Origin of the sequence: Cytobacillus luteolus (assembly GCF_017873715.1) — a bacterium.
Lineage (GTDB): Bacteria > Bacillota > Bacilli > Bacillales > Bacillaceae_L > Bacillus_BV > Bacillus_BV luteola.
The window spans coordinates 117,764-134,827 of sequence record NZ_JAGGKM010000005.1; the positions used below are offsets into that span (position 1 = coordinate 117,764).

The 17,064-nt window shown below is 33.9% G+C and carries 11 protein-coding genes; 9 read left to right on the plus strand and 2 right to left on the minus strand.

The window, feature by feature from the left end; translation table 11 throughout:
* Positions 1–49: 49 nt before the first annotated feature.
* Positions 50–1,516: a PAS domain-containing protein gene (locus J2Z26_RS22430; protein ID WP_193534666.1), complete on the plus strand. Its 1,467-nt coding sequence runs from the start codon at positions 50–52 to the stop codon at positions 1,514–1,516.
* A gap of 130 nt (positions 1,517–1,646) precedes the next feature.
* Here J2Z26_RS22430 and J2Z26_RS15220 read toward each other — a convergent pair whose 3' ends face one another.
* Positions 1,647–2,741, minus strand: a complete 1,095-nt coding sequence (locus tag J2Z26_RS15220) for a hypothetical protein (protein ID WP_193534665.1) — start codon at positions 2,739–2,741, stop codon at positions 1,647–1,649.
* Between the two features lie 665 nt (positions 2,742–3,406).
* Here J2Z26_RS15220 and J2Z26_RS15225 point away from each other — a divergent pair.
* From J2Z26_RS15225 to J2Z26_RS15240, 4 genes are all read left to right on the plus strand, one after another.
* Positions 3,407–3,919, plus strand: a complete 513-nt coding sequence (locus J2Z26_RS15225) for a hypothetical protein (protein WP_193534664.1) — start codon at positions 3,407–3,409, stop codon at positions 3,917–3,919.
* A gap of 9 nt (positions 3,920–3,928) precedes the next feature.
* Positions 3,929–6,298: a putative bifunctional diguanylate cyclase/phosphodiesterase gene (locus J2Z26_RS15230; protein WP_193534663.1), complete on the plus strand. Its 2,370-nt coding sequence runs from the start codon at positions 3,929–3,931 to the stop codon at positions 6,296–6,298.
* 764 nt (positions 6,299–7,062) lie between these two features.
* Positions 7,063–8,217 (plus strand): two-component system sensor histidine kinase NtrB, encoded by a 1,155-nt coding sequence (locus J2Z26_RS15235; RefSeq protein WP_193534662.1) that lies wholly within the window; start codon positions 7,063–7,065, stop codon positions 8,215–8,217.
* Between the two features lie 276 nt (positions 8,218–8,493).
* Positions 8,494–10,335, plus strand: coding sequence for an LTA synthase family protein (locus J2Z26_RS15240; protein WP_209794369.1), 1,842 nt, complete (start codon positions 8,494–8,496; stop codon positions 10,333–10,335).
* A gap of 79 nt (positions 10,336–10,414) precedes the next feature.
* Here the strand turns inward: J2Z26_RS15240 and J2Z26_RS15245 are convergent, their stop codons facing one another.
* Positions 10,415–12,034, minus strand: coding sequence for an ATP-binding protein (locus J2Z26_RS15245; protein ID WP_193534660.1), 1,620 nt, complete (start codon positions 12,032–12,034; stop codon positions 10,415–10,417).
* 223 nt (positions 12,035–12,257) lie between these two features.
* Between J2Z26_RS15245 and lepB the strand changes: the two genes are divergently transcribed.
* The 4 genes from lepB to J2Z26_RS15265 all read left to right on the plus strand — a co-directional run bounded on the left by lepB (position 12,258) and on the right by J2Z26_RS15265 (position 16,903).
* Complete coding sequence (gene lepB, locus J2Z26_RS15250) at positions 12,258–12,839, plus strand: signal peptidase I (protein ID WP_193534659.1); 582 nt, start codon at positions 12,258–12,260, stop codon at positions 12,837–12,839.
* A 143-nt stretch (positions 12,840–12,982) separates the two neighbouring features.
* On the plus strand, positions 12,983–13,894 hold the full coding sequence (locus J2Z26_RS15255) for a polyprenyl synthetase family protein (RefSeq protein WP_209794372.1): 912 nt from the start codon (positions 12,983–12,985) through the stop codon (positions 13,892–13,894).
* Between the two features lie 102 nt (positions 13,895–13,996).
* Complete coding sequence (locus J2Z26_RS15260; protein WP_209794374.1) at positions 13,997–16,255, plus strand: ATP-binding protein; 2,259 nt, start codon at positions 13,997–13,999, stop codon at positions 16,253–16,255.
* The gene (locus J2Z26_RS15265) at positions 16,256–16,903 is read left to right on the plus strand and encodes a response regulator transcription factor (protein ID WP_193534656.1); all 648 of its coding nucleotides are present in this window, start codon (positions 16,256–16,258) and stop codon (positions 16,901–16,903) included. It abuts the gene before it with no gap.
* Positions 16,904–17,064: the final 161 nt, after the last annotated feature.

A 17,064-nucleotide genomic window follows, 5' to 3' on the forward strand; every position in this document is an offset into this window, starting at 1 on the left:
TTATAGACATTATATAAGTCATTAATGGTTACTAAAGGAAGGTTGACAAGTGTACAAGACGAGTTCTATTAAGTCATTAGCTGAGATTATTACGGCAGTAGATACCACAACTATTATTACAATTACAGATAAAACAGGTTTGATTACATATGCAAATGAAATGTTTTATGAAAAATCTAAGTATGACCAAGATGAATTAATTGGACAAAGTCAACGGAAGGTAATTGCTAATCACCATACAGATGAGTTTTTTAAAGATCTCTGGAATACCATTCGTCGGGGAGAGGTGTGGAAAGGGGAAATCAAGAATAAAGCAAAGGACGGAACCTATTTCTGGGTGTATGCAACCATTGTACCTTTTCTTAACGAAGCAGGAGAGCCACATCAATATGTATCTATTCAAACAGATATAACCAATCGGAAACAAACAGAAGAAACAGTAAAGAAAATGCTAGAACAGCTAACATTTTCAAATAATAATACGTTGTTAGATATTAAGCAGCTACTCACGGAATCTTCTATTATGGTGATCTCAGACACTGTAGGTAAAATTACATTTGTGAGTGATATGTTTTGTAAACTATCAAGGTTTAGCCGTGAGGACTTACTTGGTAGTGACTTTCGAGTTTTTAACTCTAATTATCATTCAAAGGAATTCTTTAAGGATCTTTGGACTACGATTAGTCAAGGGAATGTCTGGAAGGGCGATATTAAAAACAAAGCGAAAGATGGTAGTTGTTATTGGGTTTCAACAACCATTGTTCCGATTTTGGATGACTCAGGAAAACCTTATCAATTTGTGTCCATTTGGCATGACATTACTGCGCGCAAAAAAGCAGAAGACTTATTATTTAGGTCCGAAAAATTATCGGCTATTGGAGACCTGTCCGCAGGTATTGCACATGAAATCAGAAATCCATTAACTACGATAAAGGGTTTTATCCAATTTTTATCGCGTTATGAGGATGATCTTAAAAAGATGGAATATTTTCAGCTTATCAATGAGGAGATTGACCGAATTAACTTTATGGTAGGGGAGTTCATGGTCTTATCGAAGCCCCACGTTATTGAACGAAAACCAACAGCTTTACTTCCAATTATAAATAAGGTTGTCAAGCTTCTAGAATCAGAACTAACTAGCAATAAAGTTAGACTATCAATCAAATGTGAAGCTTCTAATATAAAGATAGATTGTGAAGAAAACCTAATGAAGCAAGTCTTCCTCAATTTAGTGAAAAATTCAATTGAAGCCATGCCTCAGGGAGGGATTATCTCTATATCAGTTTCTGTGACGGATACGGAGGTGTTTATTCATTTTAAAGATGAGGGAATAGGGATACCTGAAGAGAATCTTATGAAACTAAGAGAACCCTTCTTTACCACGAAGGAAAATGGGAACGGACTAGGACTTATGGTAAGTTACAAAATCATCGAAAATCATAATGGAAAGATACAGGTGGAAAGTGAAGAAAATGTGGGAACTACTATTACCTTGATTTTTCCAGCTATCTGCTAATTGGAGACATCCTAACTACATTTAGGAAAAGAAAACACCGATTTCCAATTAAGGGTAGGGGAAACGGAGACGCTTACAGGTGTATATACTTTAAAAAGGAAGGACATTTTGTCCTTCCCCTGTTCAACATTTATTGAATTAGTGGACTAGATTCAACTAAAAACCCATCCACATACTTCCACTGATTATCCTCAAGTTTAATAATATAAATCTTTTCACTAATGGAATCTGTAAAGTCTGCTTGATTAAGATTCTTCACCGTTTCAACATGTCTCACAACTGCTTCATGATAAAGATAAGAGATTAATTCTACTTCGACTGTTTCATAGTGGATATCATAAGTTTTAAACATCTCACTAACGTTTTGAAGATACTCTTCTCTGTTTGGATATTCAGAATGAATAGTAGCTGAAAAATCTTCTAAATCCTTGTTATTGTACGCCTCATTTGAAGCATTGATCATTTCCGTAATTTCATGTTCTTGAATAATAAAAGATGTTACATTTCTCATCATATAATAGTATCTTTCATACAATGCCTGGCCAGCTACTTCTGTTTCTACCTCATTTAGTAAGATAAAGAATTGTTCAATAGAAGGGTCAATGTTTTCATGCCAAACTCTCCTGTTAATCTGATCTTCTACCTCATCTAACTTCATTTTTGCAGAGACACCGTACTTCGTTTTTTCCAATTCTGTTTCACCAGGCGTTTTGAACGTGCTTAAGATGGCTTGTCTTGTTGAATAACCATACACTCGATATAGAAGGATGGCTTGTTTTCTAATTTCCGCTGACAAATCATGGTAGGCTTGCTCTGTAACCTCACCTATAGGGTCATTTGCATAAAGTATTGCATACTCATCTGCTTTATTTACAATTTTCTTTCCAGATGTAATGGCATCAATGTACCCCATTGCACGCTTATAATGAATACCCGCGTTGTTTTCTAGGCGTGTTTCTAATTTCGTTTTTTCTGAACCAGTCAACTGCCCAGCAGCTGCTTTTGCTTTTATGTAGGCATCCTTTGTCTGGTTAAAGATTTTCATATCTGGATATTTAATTTCCTTCGTATGTTCTACGGAAATTTGCCATTTAAGGGCACCGGCATGCTTCTCAGCCTCTGTGATCAGTCTTTCCACATTTGAAGATGCACTTGATTGAATGGGTGAAACTATAGATAAAAGTAGCATCACTACAATAGACAGATAAATATTTTTTCTCCCCACTAAAATTCCTCCTTAAAAAATTACTCTTCTATTAGACTATGGAAATATTAAGTGAGGATATAGTAAAGATAACTGGTAATGGTGGAATATCTAGTAAATCAAGGGTTTTAATATATCAAGGACACTTTTGAAGTATATGTAGAGGGAGATGTCTTTGAGGAGCGATATCAAGGACACTTTTGAACTGTGTGATGAGGGATATGTCTTTGAGGAGTGATATCAAGGACACTTTTGAATTGTATGATGAGGGAAATGTCTTTGAGGAGCGCTATCAAGGACACTTTTGAACTGTGTGATGAGGGAATTGTCTCTGAAAAGCGATATCAAAGACAAATGTGAACTTTTCATAAAAGCTATGTCCGTGAGCAAGAACTCTCAAAGGATATAATAGGGAAAAATGTATAATAAATGAATAATTTGTATAACTTTGTTATTTTATAGTCCGTTTGTTTGTTATAATAGTAATTAGTATAAATAATAACATCCCTATATAATCCACAAAAGTTAAAGTTTATCCATATACATATATAAAAGCATTTTATTGAATGTCTTATTCAGGAAAAGTTAAGTCTTAATAGATTTATAAATTAACAGGATTGGGAGTGTAGGCCATTTTTATTAAAGTAGAAAAAATAGCAGATTTAAATTCATTTAATCAAATATGGATGGATTGTTGGCTTGAAAAAGGCTATATGCTAGACCCCTCTTCAGACAAATCGGATAAATATATTATTCAGAATACAGATAAAACAAATGTTGGTACAATCGAATTTAAACCTTATACTATTAGTAATGAAAATAACATAAATACTGTGTTTCCTTTTAATGAGATAGCTAGTATTGTTACTAATCCAGAAAAAGTAGTAGAGATAGACAAGGTTGCTATACTGAAGCAATATCGTGGGAAAAATCTTGAGAGGTTAATTAAGTTATATGTGAGTTATACAGAGTCTAAAGGAATCGAATATTGTGTTGTTCTTTTAGAAAGAATTTTTTATAAGGCCCTAAAAAATGTCTATAAGATCCCATTAGAGTCTGTAGGGGACCCAATCTATTATAAAGGAGACCATGTTATACCTACCATTATGTACCCGCGCGCTATCTACTCAGCAAAAGATAATTATCAGCGGTTGGTTAACGTTGAATTAGAATACGAAAGACCCCTTATTAATAGTTAGGAGAAAGCTATGTTTAATGACAAGAAAGTTGCATACATATTTATAGCTAGTTTTATCGTGCTAAATCTTATATGGAACTATTTATTTGAAACGAACCAATTGTATTTGGACTGGGGCATTGCATTATTCCAAATCGTTGCTTGCGTCACAGCCTTTAGTTGGCTAGTGATCACTTTTAATAAAGACAAAGGGAAGGCAAGGAAGTTTTGGCTTTTTCTAGCATTAGGTATTTTAAGCTATTTAATGGGTATATTGGTATGGGCATTTTATTACTTTATTACATTGGACGTTTCTGCTGAGTTAGCTCTTCTTCCAAAGGTATTTTGGATCTTTCAGAATGTGTTCTATTTTTTAGCGCTGTTATTCATGATGAATGTCATGAAGAAAAATAATTTACTAACTATACGTTTTTTATTTGACATACTAATCGTAATGTCAGTAGCAGCAACCTTTATTTCACATTTTATCATGGGTCCTTTACTTACTAATGCTAAACATGCTTTTTCTATTATCGATTTACTATACCCAGTGTTTGATTTAGGTGTTTTAGCGGGTGTTCTAAGTCTTATTATCGCTTCCAATACATTTTTTACGAAGAGTACTTCTTATCTATTGGTTGCTGGACTATTAATTCAAGTTATAGCTGATTTGAATTTTTCATACTTAACTGTAAAAAATATTTATTCTGTGGGAAGTCTATCTGAGCCACTATGGATTCTTTCTCTTTTTGTCATCGGTTTAGCAGGGCTTCACCAGGAATCATTATCAAAGCAGGGAAGTATGACTTTCGTGAATATAGGTACTAAACGAAGTCTTTTTGTAAAGCACAGCTTTCCTTACGTAGGTGTTATATTACTGTCCATTTATGTTATTTCTGAAATTAGCCATAGTACACCTATTATAGTAGGCTTATTCATAAGTATCTTACTCGTTATACTAAGACAGGTGTTTACACTACTAGACAATGATAAATTAGTAACTGATCTTAATAACCTTAATGAAGCATTAGAGGTAAAAGTTAAAGAGAGAACAGATCGGTTAGTAGAAACGATTAATACAATGGAGCATCTTGCCTTCCATGATGTCGTGACGGGTCTACCTAATAGACGATATATCGAAAAAAGGTTGAGGCAAGCAATCGTAAATGCTAATCCTAAGAAAGGGAAAAAAATAGCATTCCTTTTACTAGACTTAGATCGTTTTAAACAAATTAATGATAGTCTCGGACATTCATACGGAGACTTATTATTAAAAGAAGTAGGTAATAGGCTAACTGATATTAAGCAACCAAATGAGCTAGTTTGTCGCATCGGTGGTGATGAATTTGCGGTATTACTTGAAAACGTCAACCACGCTAAGATCGATAAAAAAGTGAATGTGATATTAAATGTCCTTCGAGAAGTTTATGATATTCAAGGTGTTGATTTACATATCACACCTAGTATAGGAGTTTCGATTTATCCAGATCATGGAGAGAACTTTGAAGCCCTCCTTATGAAAGCAGATACTGCAATGTACAAAGTAAAGGACAGTGGAAAGAACCACTATACGATATATAATGAATCAATGGATAATGAATCTCAATTAACGATAGAAAATTCCTTAAGGAAAGCGATTGAGAGGGAAGAGTTTGAATTGCACTATCAGCCTCAGTTTATGTTAGAGAAGGGCCAGTTAATAGGAATGGAAGCCTTACTTAGATGGAATACTGCAAGCCAAGGATATGTTCCCCCATCAGACTTTATACCAATCGCAGAGGAAACAGGATTGATTCTTCCAATAGGAGAATGGGTTTTAAGGGAAGCCTGTAAACAATCTGTCGTATGGGAAAAGCAAGGTTTTGCTAGAATAAGAATTGCTGTAAATATTTCTTCATTACAATTTCAACAGAGTGATTTTATTGATTCAGTTGCTAAGATTCTTGCAGAAACGGAAGCAAAGGCAACTTGTATTGAATTAGAAATTACCGAAAGTGTTGCCATAGGTTTTATAGAAAATACAATTTCAAAGTTATCTAAATTAAAAGAAATGGGCTTTCACATTGCCATGGACGATTTTGGAACGGGGTATTCTTCGTTGCAATACATGAGTAAGCTACCAATCGACCGGATAAAAATCGATCGCTCTTTTATTTCTTTATTGAATACTAGCAATAAAAATGACACAATTGTGAAACTAATTGTAATGATGGCTAAAGGATTAAACTTTAAAGTCATTGCAGAAGGTGTAGAAACAGAAAATCAAAAAGCATTTCTTAAAAGCATAGATTGTGATGAAGTACAAGGTTATCTTATGAGTCGACCTCTAAAATTAGAAGACTGTAATAGGTTCTTAACTGAGACCGAGGGAAGGGTCCAACTTCCCACCGTGTTGATTTAAACAAAAAAAGCGAGTTCTCACTTTTGATAGTGAAAACTCGCTTTTTTTTTGGAATGTGACATTGGGCGGAACACGGGGACTGATCTCGTGTTTGTTTGTTTCGCTAAACGAAGCAAACACAAGAAACGTGTGCTAGTGTTTCAATGTTGAAGAGGAATACTGGTACCGTCTTTTTTGAAATATTACCAACCCAACTGTATGAAGTGTCTTTTTCTTTTTCCAAAAAAGCCTTATAATATCTTTATAAATCCAAATTGAGGTGATTTAAGATGGCCAAATCAAATGCAAAAAAATTGCGTAAAAAAATGGAACGAGAAGGTAGGAGAAACCCTGAATTAAGTAGAAGTCCCTTTGCACTTGTTGACTTGCGTTCCAGAAAAACGAAAACGAAAAAAGATGTTTTATACCGTAATAAGCACAAGAACCAGTTTTCCAAAGATGGAAGAGATGGTTCTTTTTATTTTGTTTTTCTCCTGAGTTAGAGTGTAATAGTAAAACTAAATTAGAAATTTTGTTCTGGTTGTTGTTAACATTCCATCAACTATCACAAATGCTAAAATACCTAAATAGATTACATATTATTACAAACAATAAGAAAATATGCCTATATTTATATTTTACTATAAATTCAAGAGAAAATAGGAGTAAATGAGTGATTATGTAAGGATTTTGGCCTGTAACCAAAAATTCAGAGATATGAAAAATAGAGTAAAATGTAGAAAAATGTGTTTTTTTGGAGGGGCAAAATATGAAGGAAATATCAATTGGATTGCTTAGTATTGTTAGCCATTTTTATTAATATGCTTTTCGAAACCTACACCATCTTAGTTCCTATCATTTTCCCCTTCACAGTTTTAGCCTTTTCCCTTTTGTTACTACGATCTAGTAAACGATATAAGAAAATAGTAAACGTTAAAAAAAGACTTACGTATATTTTAGAGTCTTTACCAGTTGGAATTATTACATTTGAAGCAAAAAACTCTGTCTATTCTCTGAATGTGTCAGCGAAAAAGATATTACAAGTAGATTGTCATGATGTGAAAAGAGTAGTCGATAAACCGACTGGGAAAGAGAATGAAGTGTTTTGGAATCTTTTATCCTCAGATGAAATGTTTCAGAATGTAAAATTAATATATAAAAGCTCAGATGGTAGTTATCGTATTTTACTCGTTTCTCAATCACCAATGATCAAATCCGATGACCATTTAATGGGGAGAATTTTTCATTTTATTGATGTTACTGAAGAAGAAGAGCGTAATAAGAGAATGTGGGAGTCCGAAAAGGAAGCTGTTCTTCGAGGGGTTGTGGCAAGAGCGGCCCATGAAATCCGAAATCCCTTAACCGTTATCAGTGGCTTTTTATCCGTTTTAGAGGAAAAATCAGAAGCGAAAGAATGGCAAGTTTCTCTTATGTTGAAAGAACTGGATAGGATGAATGCTATTGTAGACGATATGCTATTATTGGCAAAGCCTGGGGCACCTTTATTGAAGGAAGCTTATATTGAGGATATACTTAACGAGATTTTACCATTATATAATCAGTCACAAGACACTAAGAATATTCAATTTCAAGTGAAACTACATCCTGAGCCATTGCTACTAGATTCAAGACAAATAACTCAAGTTCTATACAATCTTATAAGAAATAGCTGTGAAGCAATGGGTGAGTTTGGTGAGATAAAGATTGAATCTTGTATTGAAGATGATAAGTACTGCCTTTTTATAAAGGATACTGGATCAGGGATACCTGTTGAGATACAAGAAAAGTTATTTGAACCTTTCGTTACCTGTAAAGAAACTGGTACGGGACTGGGACTGACAATTGTTCAGCAAATAATAGAAAATCATGGGGGAACAATTGAATTATACTCAAACTCAAAGGATGGGGTTACATTTTTAATAGTACTATCGTTAAAATAATATCTTTTTCACAAGAACCATTTCCAAGTCTGGATGAGATGGTTCTTTTTGGTTTTATTTTATAAGTGGATCAGAGCTGTTGTATATCCTTAGTATTTATTGACTAATACTTACCATTAGTAACCTTGTATGAATATACCAGTGACTTTAAATAGGGGATTATGATATATGAATAAAAGGGAATAGTTAATGGTAAGAAGTTTTTTTGAGCAGTCATTACTGTCATGGACGGTTTGAACAATCAAAAACGTAATATTAAGTCTAGGAAGTGATGTATTGCTAAGGATCCCATTTGATAATAAACAAAAAAGTATATATCTGTTACTTATTGCTCTTTTCACATTCGGGTGGTTAATTAAAACACTAATTTTCATTAGAGAAATGGAAATGGAACCACATATCCTCCTTCTGTTATTATCCTCGTTGAGTATAGGATTAGTAACAGTAGGCTTGTTATCAAATCATAAGTTCACAAATTATATGGCTGCCATTTTTTATATTTTAGTTTCATGCCTACATTATGCAGACGTTGTATATCAAAGGTATTATCATGCGATCTTACGAATTGAATTGGTGGCAGTAGCGGGACAATTAAGAACGGTTCATGATTCTGTTCTTTCGTTGTTAACCTGGAGTGATGTTGTATATTTCATTGATATTCCGATTCTCCTGCTTATTTTATTCTTAATAAAGCGGCCAGTCGTGAAAACAAAGCGTTATATGTTACTTCCAGGAATTCTCCTGCTACTTGTAATTTCTTTTACTTCTTTTAAATTTACCTACTCGGACCAATATAAAGTATCCTTAACAGGGGTGGTACCAGCCCATGTAAATGATGTCTTTAGAACACTTTATGATAAATTTTATATAGCAGAAACATTCCTTAAAGGGGAAACACTGAAAGAGGTAAGGGGAGCGCTTGAACAAAAGTTCGAAGAACAAAAGAGTTTGCCGGAATTCGGGAAGTATAAAGGGAAAAATTTAATTGTTGTGCAAGCCGAATCTCTTAACACCTTTCCGGTGGGTCTGAAGATTGAAGGAGAATCAATCACACCTAATATAGATGAATTGATAAACACAAGTCATTACTACCCCAATACCTTCTTACAAATTGGAAGAGGGAACACATCTGATGCGGAATTTGTAGCCAATAATTCTTTATACCCTATGAGTCATCTAGGTGTATATAAGCGATATCCAGACAATCACTATTTGTCTTTGGGAAATGTACTAAAGGAAAATGGGTACTCGACAAGTGCGACACATGGTAACCTCCCTGAGTTTTGGAATCGCCTCGCTGCTTACGATGCCCAGGGATATGAAGAGTTTTACCATAGTGAACACTCTAGCATTCGTTCAGATGAGATAATAGGATTGGGAATCTCTGACGAGAGCATGTTTACCCAAATGATTGACATTTATAAGCAAGAACAAAAGCCCTTTTATAATTTTTTTGTTACATTAACCTTGCATCGTCCTTTTATTTTACCTGAACAATATCAATACCTTCAATTACCCGGACACTTTGAAGATACTCCTACAGGAAACTACTTGCAAAGTGTACGCTATTTTGATGAGGCTCTAGGTATATTTATTGAAAAACTTAAAGAAGAAGGCTTATGGGATGAAACAATTTTCGTCATGTATGGTGACCATTATGGACCAGTGCCAAGTGATGCTGAAGAAATCTATGATTTAACAGGAGTTGTCTTTGATAAAAAGGAAAGCTTTAAAGTACCACTCATTATTCATCATCCAGGTCAAACGGAAGGTGAATTACACACATCAGTTGGAAGCCAAATGGATATTTATCCAACACTTTCTGTATTGCTCGGAATCAACCAACCACTAATACAACTAGGAACAAGTTTAGATGCGAATAAAGAGAAAATCGTTGGCTTTGCTTATGAAACAACAAAATATAGCTTTTACTCAGATGACTTTGATTATCTAGCTTCACATGACGGTGTGTTTGAACATGGTGTCTGTATAGACAATACTTCCAATTCAGAGATAGATGTAAGCTATTGTAGGGAAGGTTATGACAAAGTGCTGCAGGATATACGTCTCTCAGGAACACTTCTCAAACATAACTTTATAACGAAAATATTTGAATAGATGTTGTTTTAAAAAAGAAACCACCCGATATCAATGATCTGCATAATTAGAAGTGCAGTTCATTGACCGAGGTGGTTTTTTATTGGTTAGAAACATTGCAATCGTGTGATTGCGGCAACCATATAGTAAATGTTGTACCTTTTCCTTTTTCACTTTCTGCGTTTATTCTTCCCTTATGCAACTCTATCAAATTGTAGCTCATAGATAATCCTAGACCTAAGCCATATTTTTTAGTCGAATAAAAGGGAGTAGATAGTTTTTCTAACATATCTTTATCCATACCTATTCCATCATCACTTATTATTACTTCAATCCCGTTTTCAAGTTTACTCTGCTGGATAACAATTGATATGTTCCCATTAAAGTCCACAGCTTCAAAGGAATTCTGAAGAATATTTAAAAAGACCTGTTTTATTTTATCCTTGTCGATATAAACTTTATCTTTATAAAGAGCTTGGTAATGAATCTTTATGTTTTTACTTCTCCATTCATTTTCCATTAACGTCAAAATATCTTCAATTAGTTCATTTATGCCAACACTAGTCTTTACGATTTCTTTTTGTTCAGGTTTAGCCATCATTACAAATTGCTGAACTAGATTTTTTATTCTTTCTAATTCACTGAAGATGATTCTGAAATATTCATTTTGTCTATGGTCATCTGTTTTTAAATTTCTTTTAAGTAAATCTAATAACCCTATGATTGACGTGAGGGGATTTCTAATTTCATGAGCAAGTCCCGCACTTATTTTTCCTATTGCTGATAATTTCTCACTTACCATCAGTTGTCTTTCTAATTCTAATCTTTCTGTAATATCTCTAAACTGACCAAATACACCAATGATTTGGTTGGATTCATCATAGATTGGAAAAGAGTCAAACATAAAAATCCTTTTTGAGATCGATATTTCAATGTTTTCATACTTTTTTTTGTTTCGTAAAACAGTGCCCATATATTCGCCAATAACCATTAACTCAGTAACTGGACGATTGAGGATATCTTCTTTTTTACAGGCTAAAGTTGTCTCAGCATAAGGATTTATCTCAACTATTTTTCCTGCATCATTCGTTATAATGATCCCGTTTCGGCTGTTCTCAATCAATACCTGATTCAAAACTAATAATTTCTTATTCTGCTTCTTTACTTCAACCTCACGTTCAATGGAATCTACAGCAGACCGCAGTAATCCCAAATGGAAAGCACTTGACTGTTGCAAGGCCATCATGACCGAAATCGTCCCACTTATCTTATCTGAAGAATAAAATGGTACAGAAAAACAAGCACTTTCGTGTAAATAATGAAAGAAATGATCTGTTCCAAAGAGTTGTACAGGTTCCCTCATTTTTAGTGCCATTTCAATACTGTTGGTTCCTGCTTCGTCTTCCTTTAGTTTAATTCCGGTGGTTAAGCCTAATGATTCAATCTGACCTTTTATGGTCTCATCTCCGTAAATTTCTATAATATATCCTTCATGATTAGTAATAACGATCAAAACAGCTGTCCCAGCTAAATCAGATATTAATTTTGTCATAAATTTTCTTGCTACAGAAGTAATATCTTCAATCTCACCCTTCTTTTGCTCGAGCATACTTTTGGTAAGCTTTTCTTTAGGGGCAGAAAATTCATAAGGATTCAATTGGTGTTCAAAAAGACATCTTTTATGTGAATTCATGATATATGTTTCTCTAGATTCTCTCATCATTATAATCCCTATCTTCAAAAGTATTTGTAAGTAAGTTAATCAATTCAGATTATGATACTTTAATTTTAAAGGATAGTAAGATGCTTGTATATTGCTAATGTAACCCATTTATAATAACTTCCAAAGATAGATTAAACGTTTTTATGGAAATAGATAGTAAATATAATATAAGATATTACTAGAAACGAATATCTATAAACTGAAAGGTAAAATAACTATTATGAATAAATTAGTAAAAGAAGTGTTTGATTGGGTAAAAAGTATTCTTATAGCAGTTATAGTCATCTTCCTAATTTCCACTTTTATCACACAACATTACGCAGTCAATGGGGAGTCTATGGAACCAACTCTTGAAGGTAATGAGCCTAATCAGGATAGAGTATTGATTAATAAACTTGCTAAGCCAGATTATGGTGATATCGTGATCGTGGATAGTCGGCTTGAGAGAGAGAGGTCATTGAAAGATGAGATAATAGACAATCCTCTCGTGAAGCTTTTTAATGACAATAGCACAGAAACTAGTTTTTGGATTAAAAGAGTGATTGGCTTACCAGGTGACCTTATTGAAAGTAGAAATGGAAGTATCTATCGAAATGGAGAGAAATTGGAAGAGTCGTTTATATTAGAAGAGATGACGATTTCCTTTGAACCGGTAGTTGTACCTAAAGATGCCATATACCTTATGGGTGACAACAGGAATAATAGCCTCGATAGCACAGAAGTGGGACCATTCCCTATTTCAAATATTATAGGAGAGGTATATATTAGATTTTATCCTTTTAGTAGATTTGGATTGTTTTAAGCAACTTTAAATTGTATATCAACAAAAGGAGTTTTTACCCGCAACAATTTGCGGTAAAACGAAATGCGGATTTCGGTGCTAGGTCAGATGTCTTTTATTACACTTATCCTATAATCATTTTTATTTCGGGATGGGGTAGTAGATTGCATAATGTAAACAGACAGCAAATAATGAAAGAGATGATGAATTTACTTGAAGTTGATAACTTACACCAGCAATTTAAGTTTCTAGTAAAAGAGTGTTTAAATAGTAAAAGAAATTTTATCTTTGGAGAGCTCGCTATCCTTCATTATCGTATTTTTAAAGGGAAGGATAAGTTTATTAATAATAATAAGATAGCTGCAATTGTTGAACTTTTCATCATGTGCTATGAAATGATTGACAATTTAAGAGATAAGAAACAAATGAATATACCAGTATTTAACTCAATTGTGGTTAATAATGAGGTAGGGTTAATGGTATTGTGTAATAATTGGATTACTAGTATACCAATGCCTGAAAAGAATCGCGTTAAAGTAAAAAGAGCAATTCTTAATCACTTTTTAAATTATAGTAGTGGGAAGCCTCTGAAAAATGTTCATTCAGAAAAGGATTACATAGAAAGTGTTCGCTTAAAATCGGGAAAATTAACTTCTCTTGCCAGTGTAATCGGCTCATTGTGTGGGACGACTGATGAGAAGGACTTGACAACTGTTCGAAAGTATTCAGAACAAATCGGAGTCATTTCCCAGATAAATAAGGACTTAGAGAACATTTTAAGGACAGATGATGAAAATGATTTACTTAATTGGCCCAGCAGAACGCTACCAATTCATTATTTGTCACAAGGACAAAATCAGGAGTCACAAGATGTAATGTCAGCTATAAAGCTAGGTGAAGTTTACGTTGAACAGAAGTTACCACAATTAGTCGAAAAGGTAAAATGTTCGGGAGTCACCGATTATATTAAAATAGTTCACAAATTCCATCAACTTATAGCGTTGAGTTACCTTGTGGAATTAAATATAGATGAAAGTGATAGAAGACTTATTGAGGATTATATTCCGGCCCCTTAAATTACTCACCTTAACTAGAATTCCATTTTAAATATAGTATACTATAGTGGTAGACAGACTTCTTTAGAACTACCACTTTCTTGTTAAGGGATTGAAAAAATCGTGTTGAACTATAAAAAGTTGTTTATTTATACAACCCTCGTCGTTTCCTCTTTTCTGTTATTCTATTATGTTTTTCTTCTCTCGCAAAATCCTTATATAGGTCTTAGTGCAAAAGAGAAGGACGCTGAGAATAACTATATAGTTACAAAAATTTTTCCAAATAGCTGGGCCTATGAAACGGATATAAAAGAGGGAGACAAAATCCTCTTGCTAAATGGTGAAAATCCAGAGAAACACTATACATTGCGAATGTTTGGGAATGTTGAAAAGATAAATAGTCTAAGCATTGAACAAAATAATGAGAGTAAGACCTTTACTGTTAGTAATGAATCCAGTGTGAAAGAATTAATGATTCATCTAGTATATCCACTGGTCGTGTTTCTACTGTGTATTTCGCTTGGTCTCTATGTTTACTGGAGACATGAGAGCAATGTAACCTTTCATCTTCTCCTATTTATGATTTCGATTGGCATTACTTATTTAAGTGCCGGTGGTTCGGCCCGTGATGACATTTTAAGCAAGATTCTTAATATATCTTCTATGTTGTTAATGCCAGTATTTTTTATTCTGTATTTGAAAAGTTATTTTGAGTCTCGTTTTAACTTAGAAATTGTAAAAAAGAAAATAGTAATGGTTATACTTACTCTTTCTGTAGCTGTGATCGCTTTATTTGTTTCTAGTTTTTACTTTAACCAGATTTATAGTAGTACACTTACTGCAATCCTACTACTATTTGGCGTCCAAGTATTTTATATTATCTATCTACTAATTCGTAATTACATAAAACAAAACAGTCCTAAAGTGAAATTACACTTTAAAATATTATTGATCGGCTTCAGCTTGGCCTTTTTTCCTTTTATCTTCTTAAACATGATACCAGTAATAGTTGGTGGTGAAGAACTGATCTCGGGAGAACTTGGGGCTTCCTTTATTTTAATGATTCCTCTTACCATCGTTTATCTTGTTTTAGCTAAGCAATTTATCGATATTGATTTTGTCATAAGCCGACTAAGCTATAATGCTGTCATTTCTTTCATTTTTACGGTCGTAACAATGGTAAGTATCACTCTACTAGTCGATCATTCGTATTCTGGTATGAATTTAGTCAAATTCATGGTTATCTTGTTCTTAGCTTTGAATATCTTTTTGTATTTAATAAAAGATGTCTTTCATTACCAATTTAAAATGAGTGTTACTTCTGGTAAAAATTTTCACCAATATAGTCTCTATCGTTATATGGAGATGATTAAGAAAGAAAATTCAGAAGAACGTCTCTTTAAGGCACTTACTGATGAAGTGAAAAGTGTATTGAACGTAAAGGAAGCATCAGTTAAAAAGATACCTAGAGTGGGAGAACACTCTGAGATAGGAACTGTCTTGCAGGAGAAAGAAGCTTTTACTGTAAAACTTGACGATATAGCCGAATACCATCTCATCCTATCTAGTAGTCCTAAACCAAACGGTACGAAGCTGAATCGTGAAGAGAAGGAATGGCTCAATGCTATTGCGTACCATACAAATATAGCCTTAGAAAATATAAAGAAAATAGACGAACTAGTAACAGAATTAAGAGAAATAAAGGATTCCAAAAAAGGAAACTCCTCTTGGGCTGCAAAATTCATCTTCTCTCTATCTGAACAGGAAAGAATAAAGGTTTCAAAGGATATACATGATACGATTTTGCAGGAAACGATTTATCTTTATCGGAAACTAGAGGAATTAGAAGGATCAGATGACGCCAAGAAGATGAAAGAGGAAATGACTATGGTTCGTGAGATGCTGCTTGATAATATCTCCCTTATTCGAGAGGTTTGTCATGAGCTAAGACCTCCTTTCTTACTTGAAAATGGAATTCGCGCATCTCTTGAAGAACTTATTGACAAGGTTCAGTTACGAACGGATATTATAGTAGATTTTTATAGTGATTATCAGGCACCTATTGAGAAAGATGTTGATTTTTGCTTGAATATTTATCGGATATTTCAAGAGCTATTGAATAATGCTGTTAAACATTCAAAGGCTTCGACCATCCAACTAAGATTAGTTCAAGAGGGGGATACTCTTTCACTAGATTATACCGATGATGGAGTAGGGTTTGATAGTAATTATATAAAAAAAGAATCCCTTGGACTGATTAGTATGAAGGAAAGAGCGTATAGCTTTGATGGGACATGCTCCATCCATTCTGGAAAAAACAAGGGGACCTCTATTCAAATTATGTTTCCTCTTAAATTAGCAAAAGAAGCGCAGGTGATATAAATGATCAATTTATTAATCGTGGATGACCATCCTGCAATAGGTGAAGGAACGAAGCTTATCTTAGAACAGGAAGCTGACTTTAAGGTAGACTTCATAGACCCTAGTCTCGTTACAACAATTGATTTTAAAAAATACCAGGTATTTATTTTAGATTTATATATGCCTGAAATGAACGGGCTTGTTTTAACGAAGAATATTTTAGCTACTCATCCAGAAGCAATCATTCTTATTTATACTGGGTTTGAAATAAGTACGCATTTTACATTAATGATTGAAGCGGGCGTGCAAGGCTTTATTAGTAAAACCGCAACAAAGGAGCAACTAATCACATCAATTCGTTGTGCAATGAGAGATGAAGTTGTAATCCCACTGCAACTTTTAAAACAGTTAAAAAAGGTAGAGGCCAAGCCGGTGGGGAGTGAGTTGGAGGATTTCTCCTTGAACACGAGAGAACAACAAATCCTTGTCGAGGTTGCAAAGGGGAGTACCAATCGAGAAATTGCTGAAAATTTAATACTAAGTCAGCGAACAGTTGAGTATTGCCTAACAGGGATCTTCAATAAATTTGGGGTTAAATCACGAACCGAGGCATTAAACAAGGCAAATAAGTATGGGTTGATTCCGAGTCAGTTGATTGAAACAGAATGAACTGGGCATCAGGGGGACGGTAATTGCTTCACAAGATTAGTCCCTTTCGTTTTTGTGTAAAGCGCAAATGATTTGTTGGATAACTGATGTAATTTTTCGGTGCAATTCTACAAAATCCTACATACAATAGCTTTATAGAATTATATTTTTAGGAAGGTGAA

Excerpts from the sequence above, each read along its gene's own strand:
- J2Z26_RS15225 (WP_193534664.1), top strand. The coding sequence starts at position 3,407 with ATGGATTGTTGGCTTGAAAAAGGCTATATGCTAGACCCCTCTTCAGAC.
- J2Z26_RS15230 (WP_193534663.1), top strand. The coding sequence starts at position 3,929 with ATGTTTAATGACAAGAAAGTTGCATACATATTTATAGCTAGTTTTATC.
- J2Z26_RS15245 (WP_193534660.1), bottom strand. The coding sequence starts at position 12,034 with ATGAGAGAATCTAGAGAAACATATATCATGAATTCACATAAAAGATGT.
- lepB (WP_193534659.1), top strand. The coding sequence starts at position 12,258 with ATGAATAAATTAGTAAAAGAAGTGTTTGATTGGGTAAAAAGTATTCTT.
- J2Z26_RS15265 (WP_193534656.1), top strand. The coding sequence starts at position 16,256 with ATGATCAATTTATTAATCGTGGATGACCATCCTGCAATAGGTGAAGGA.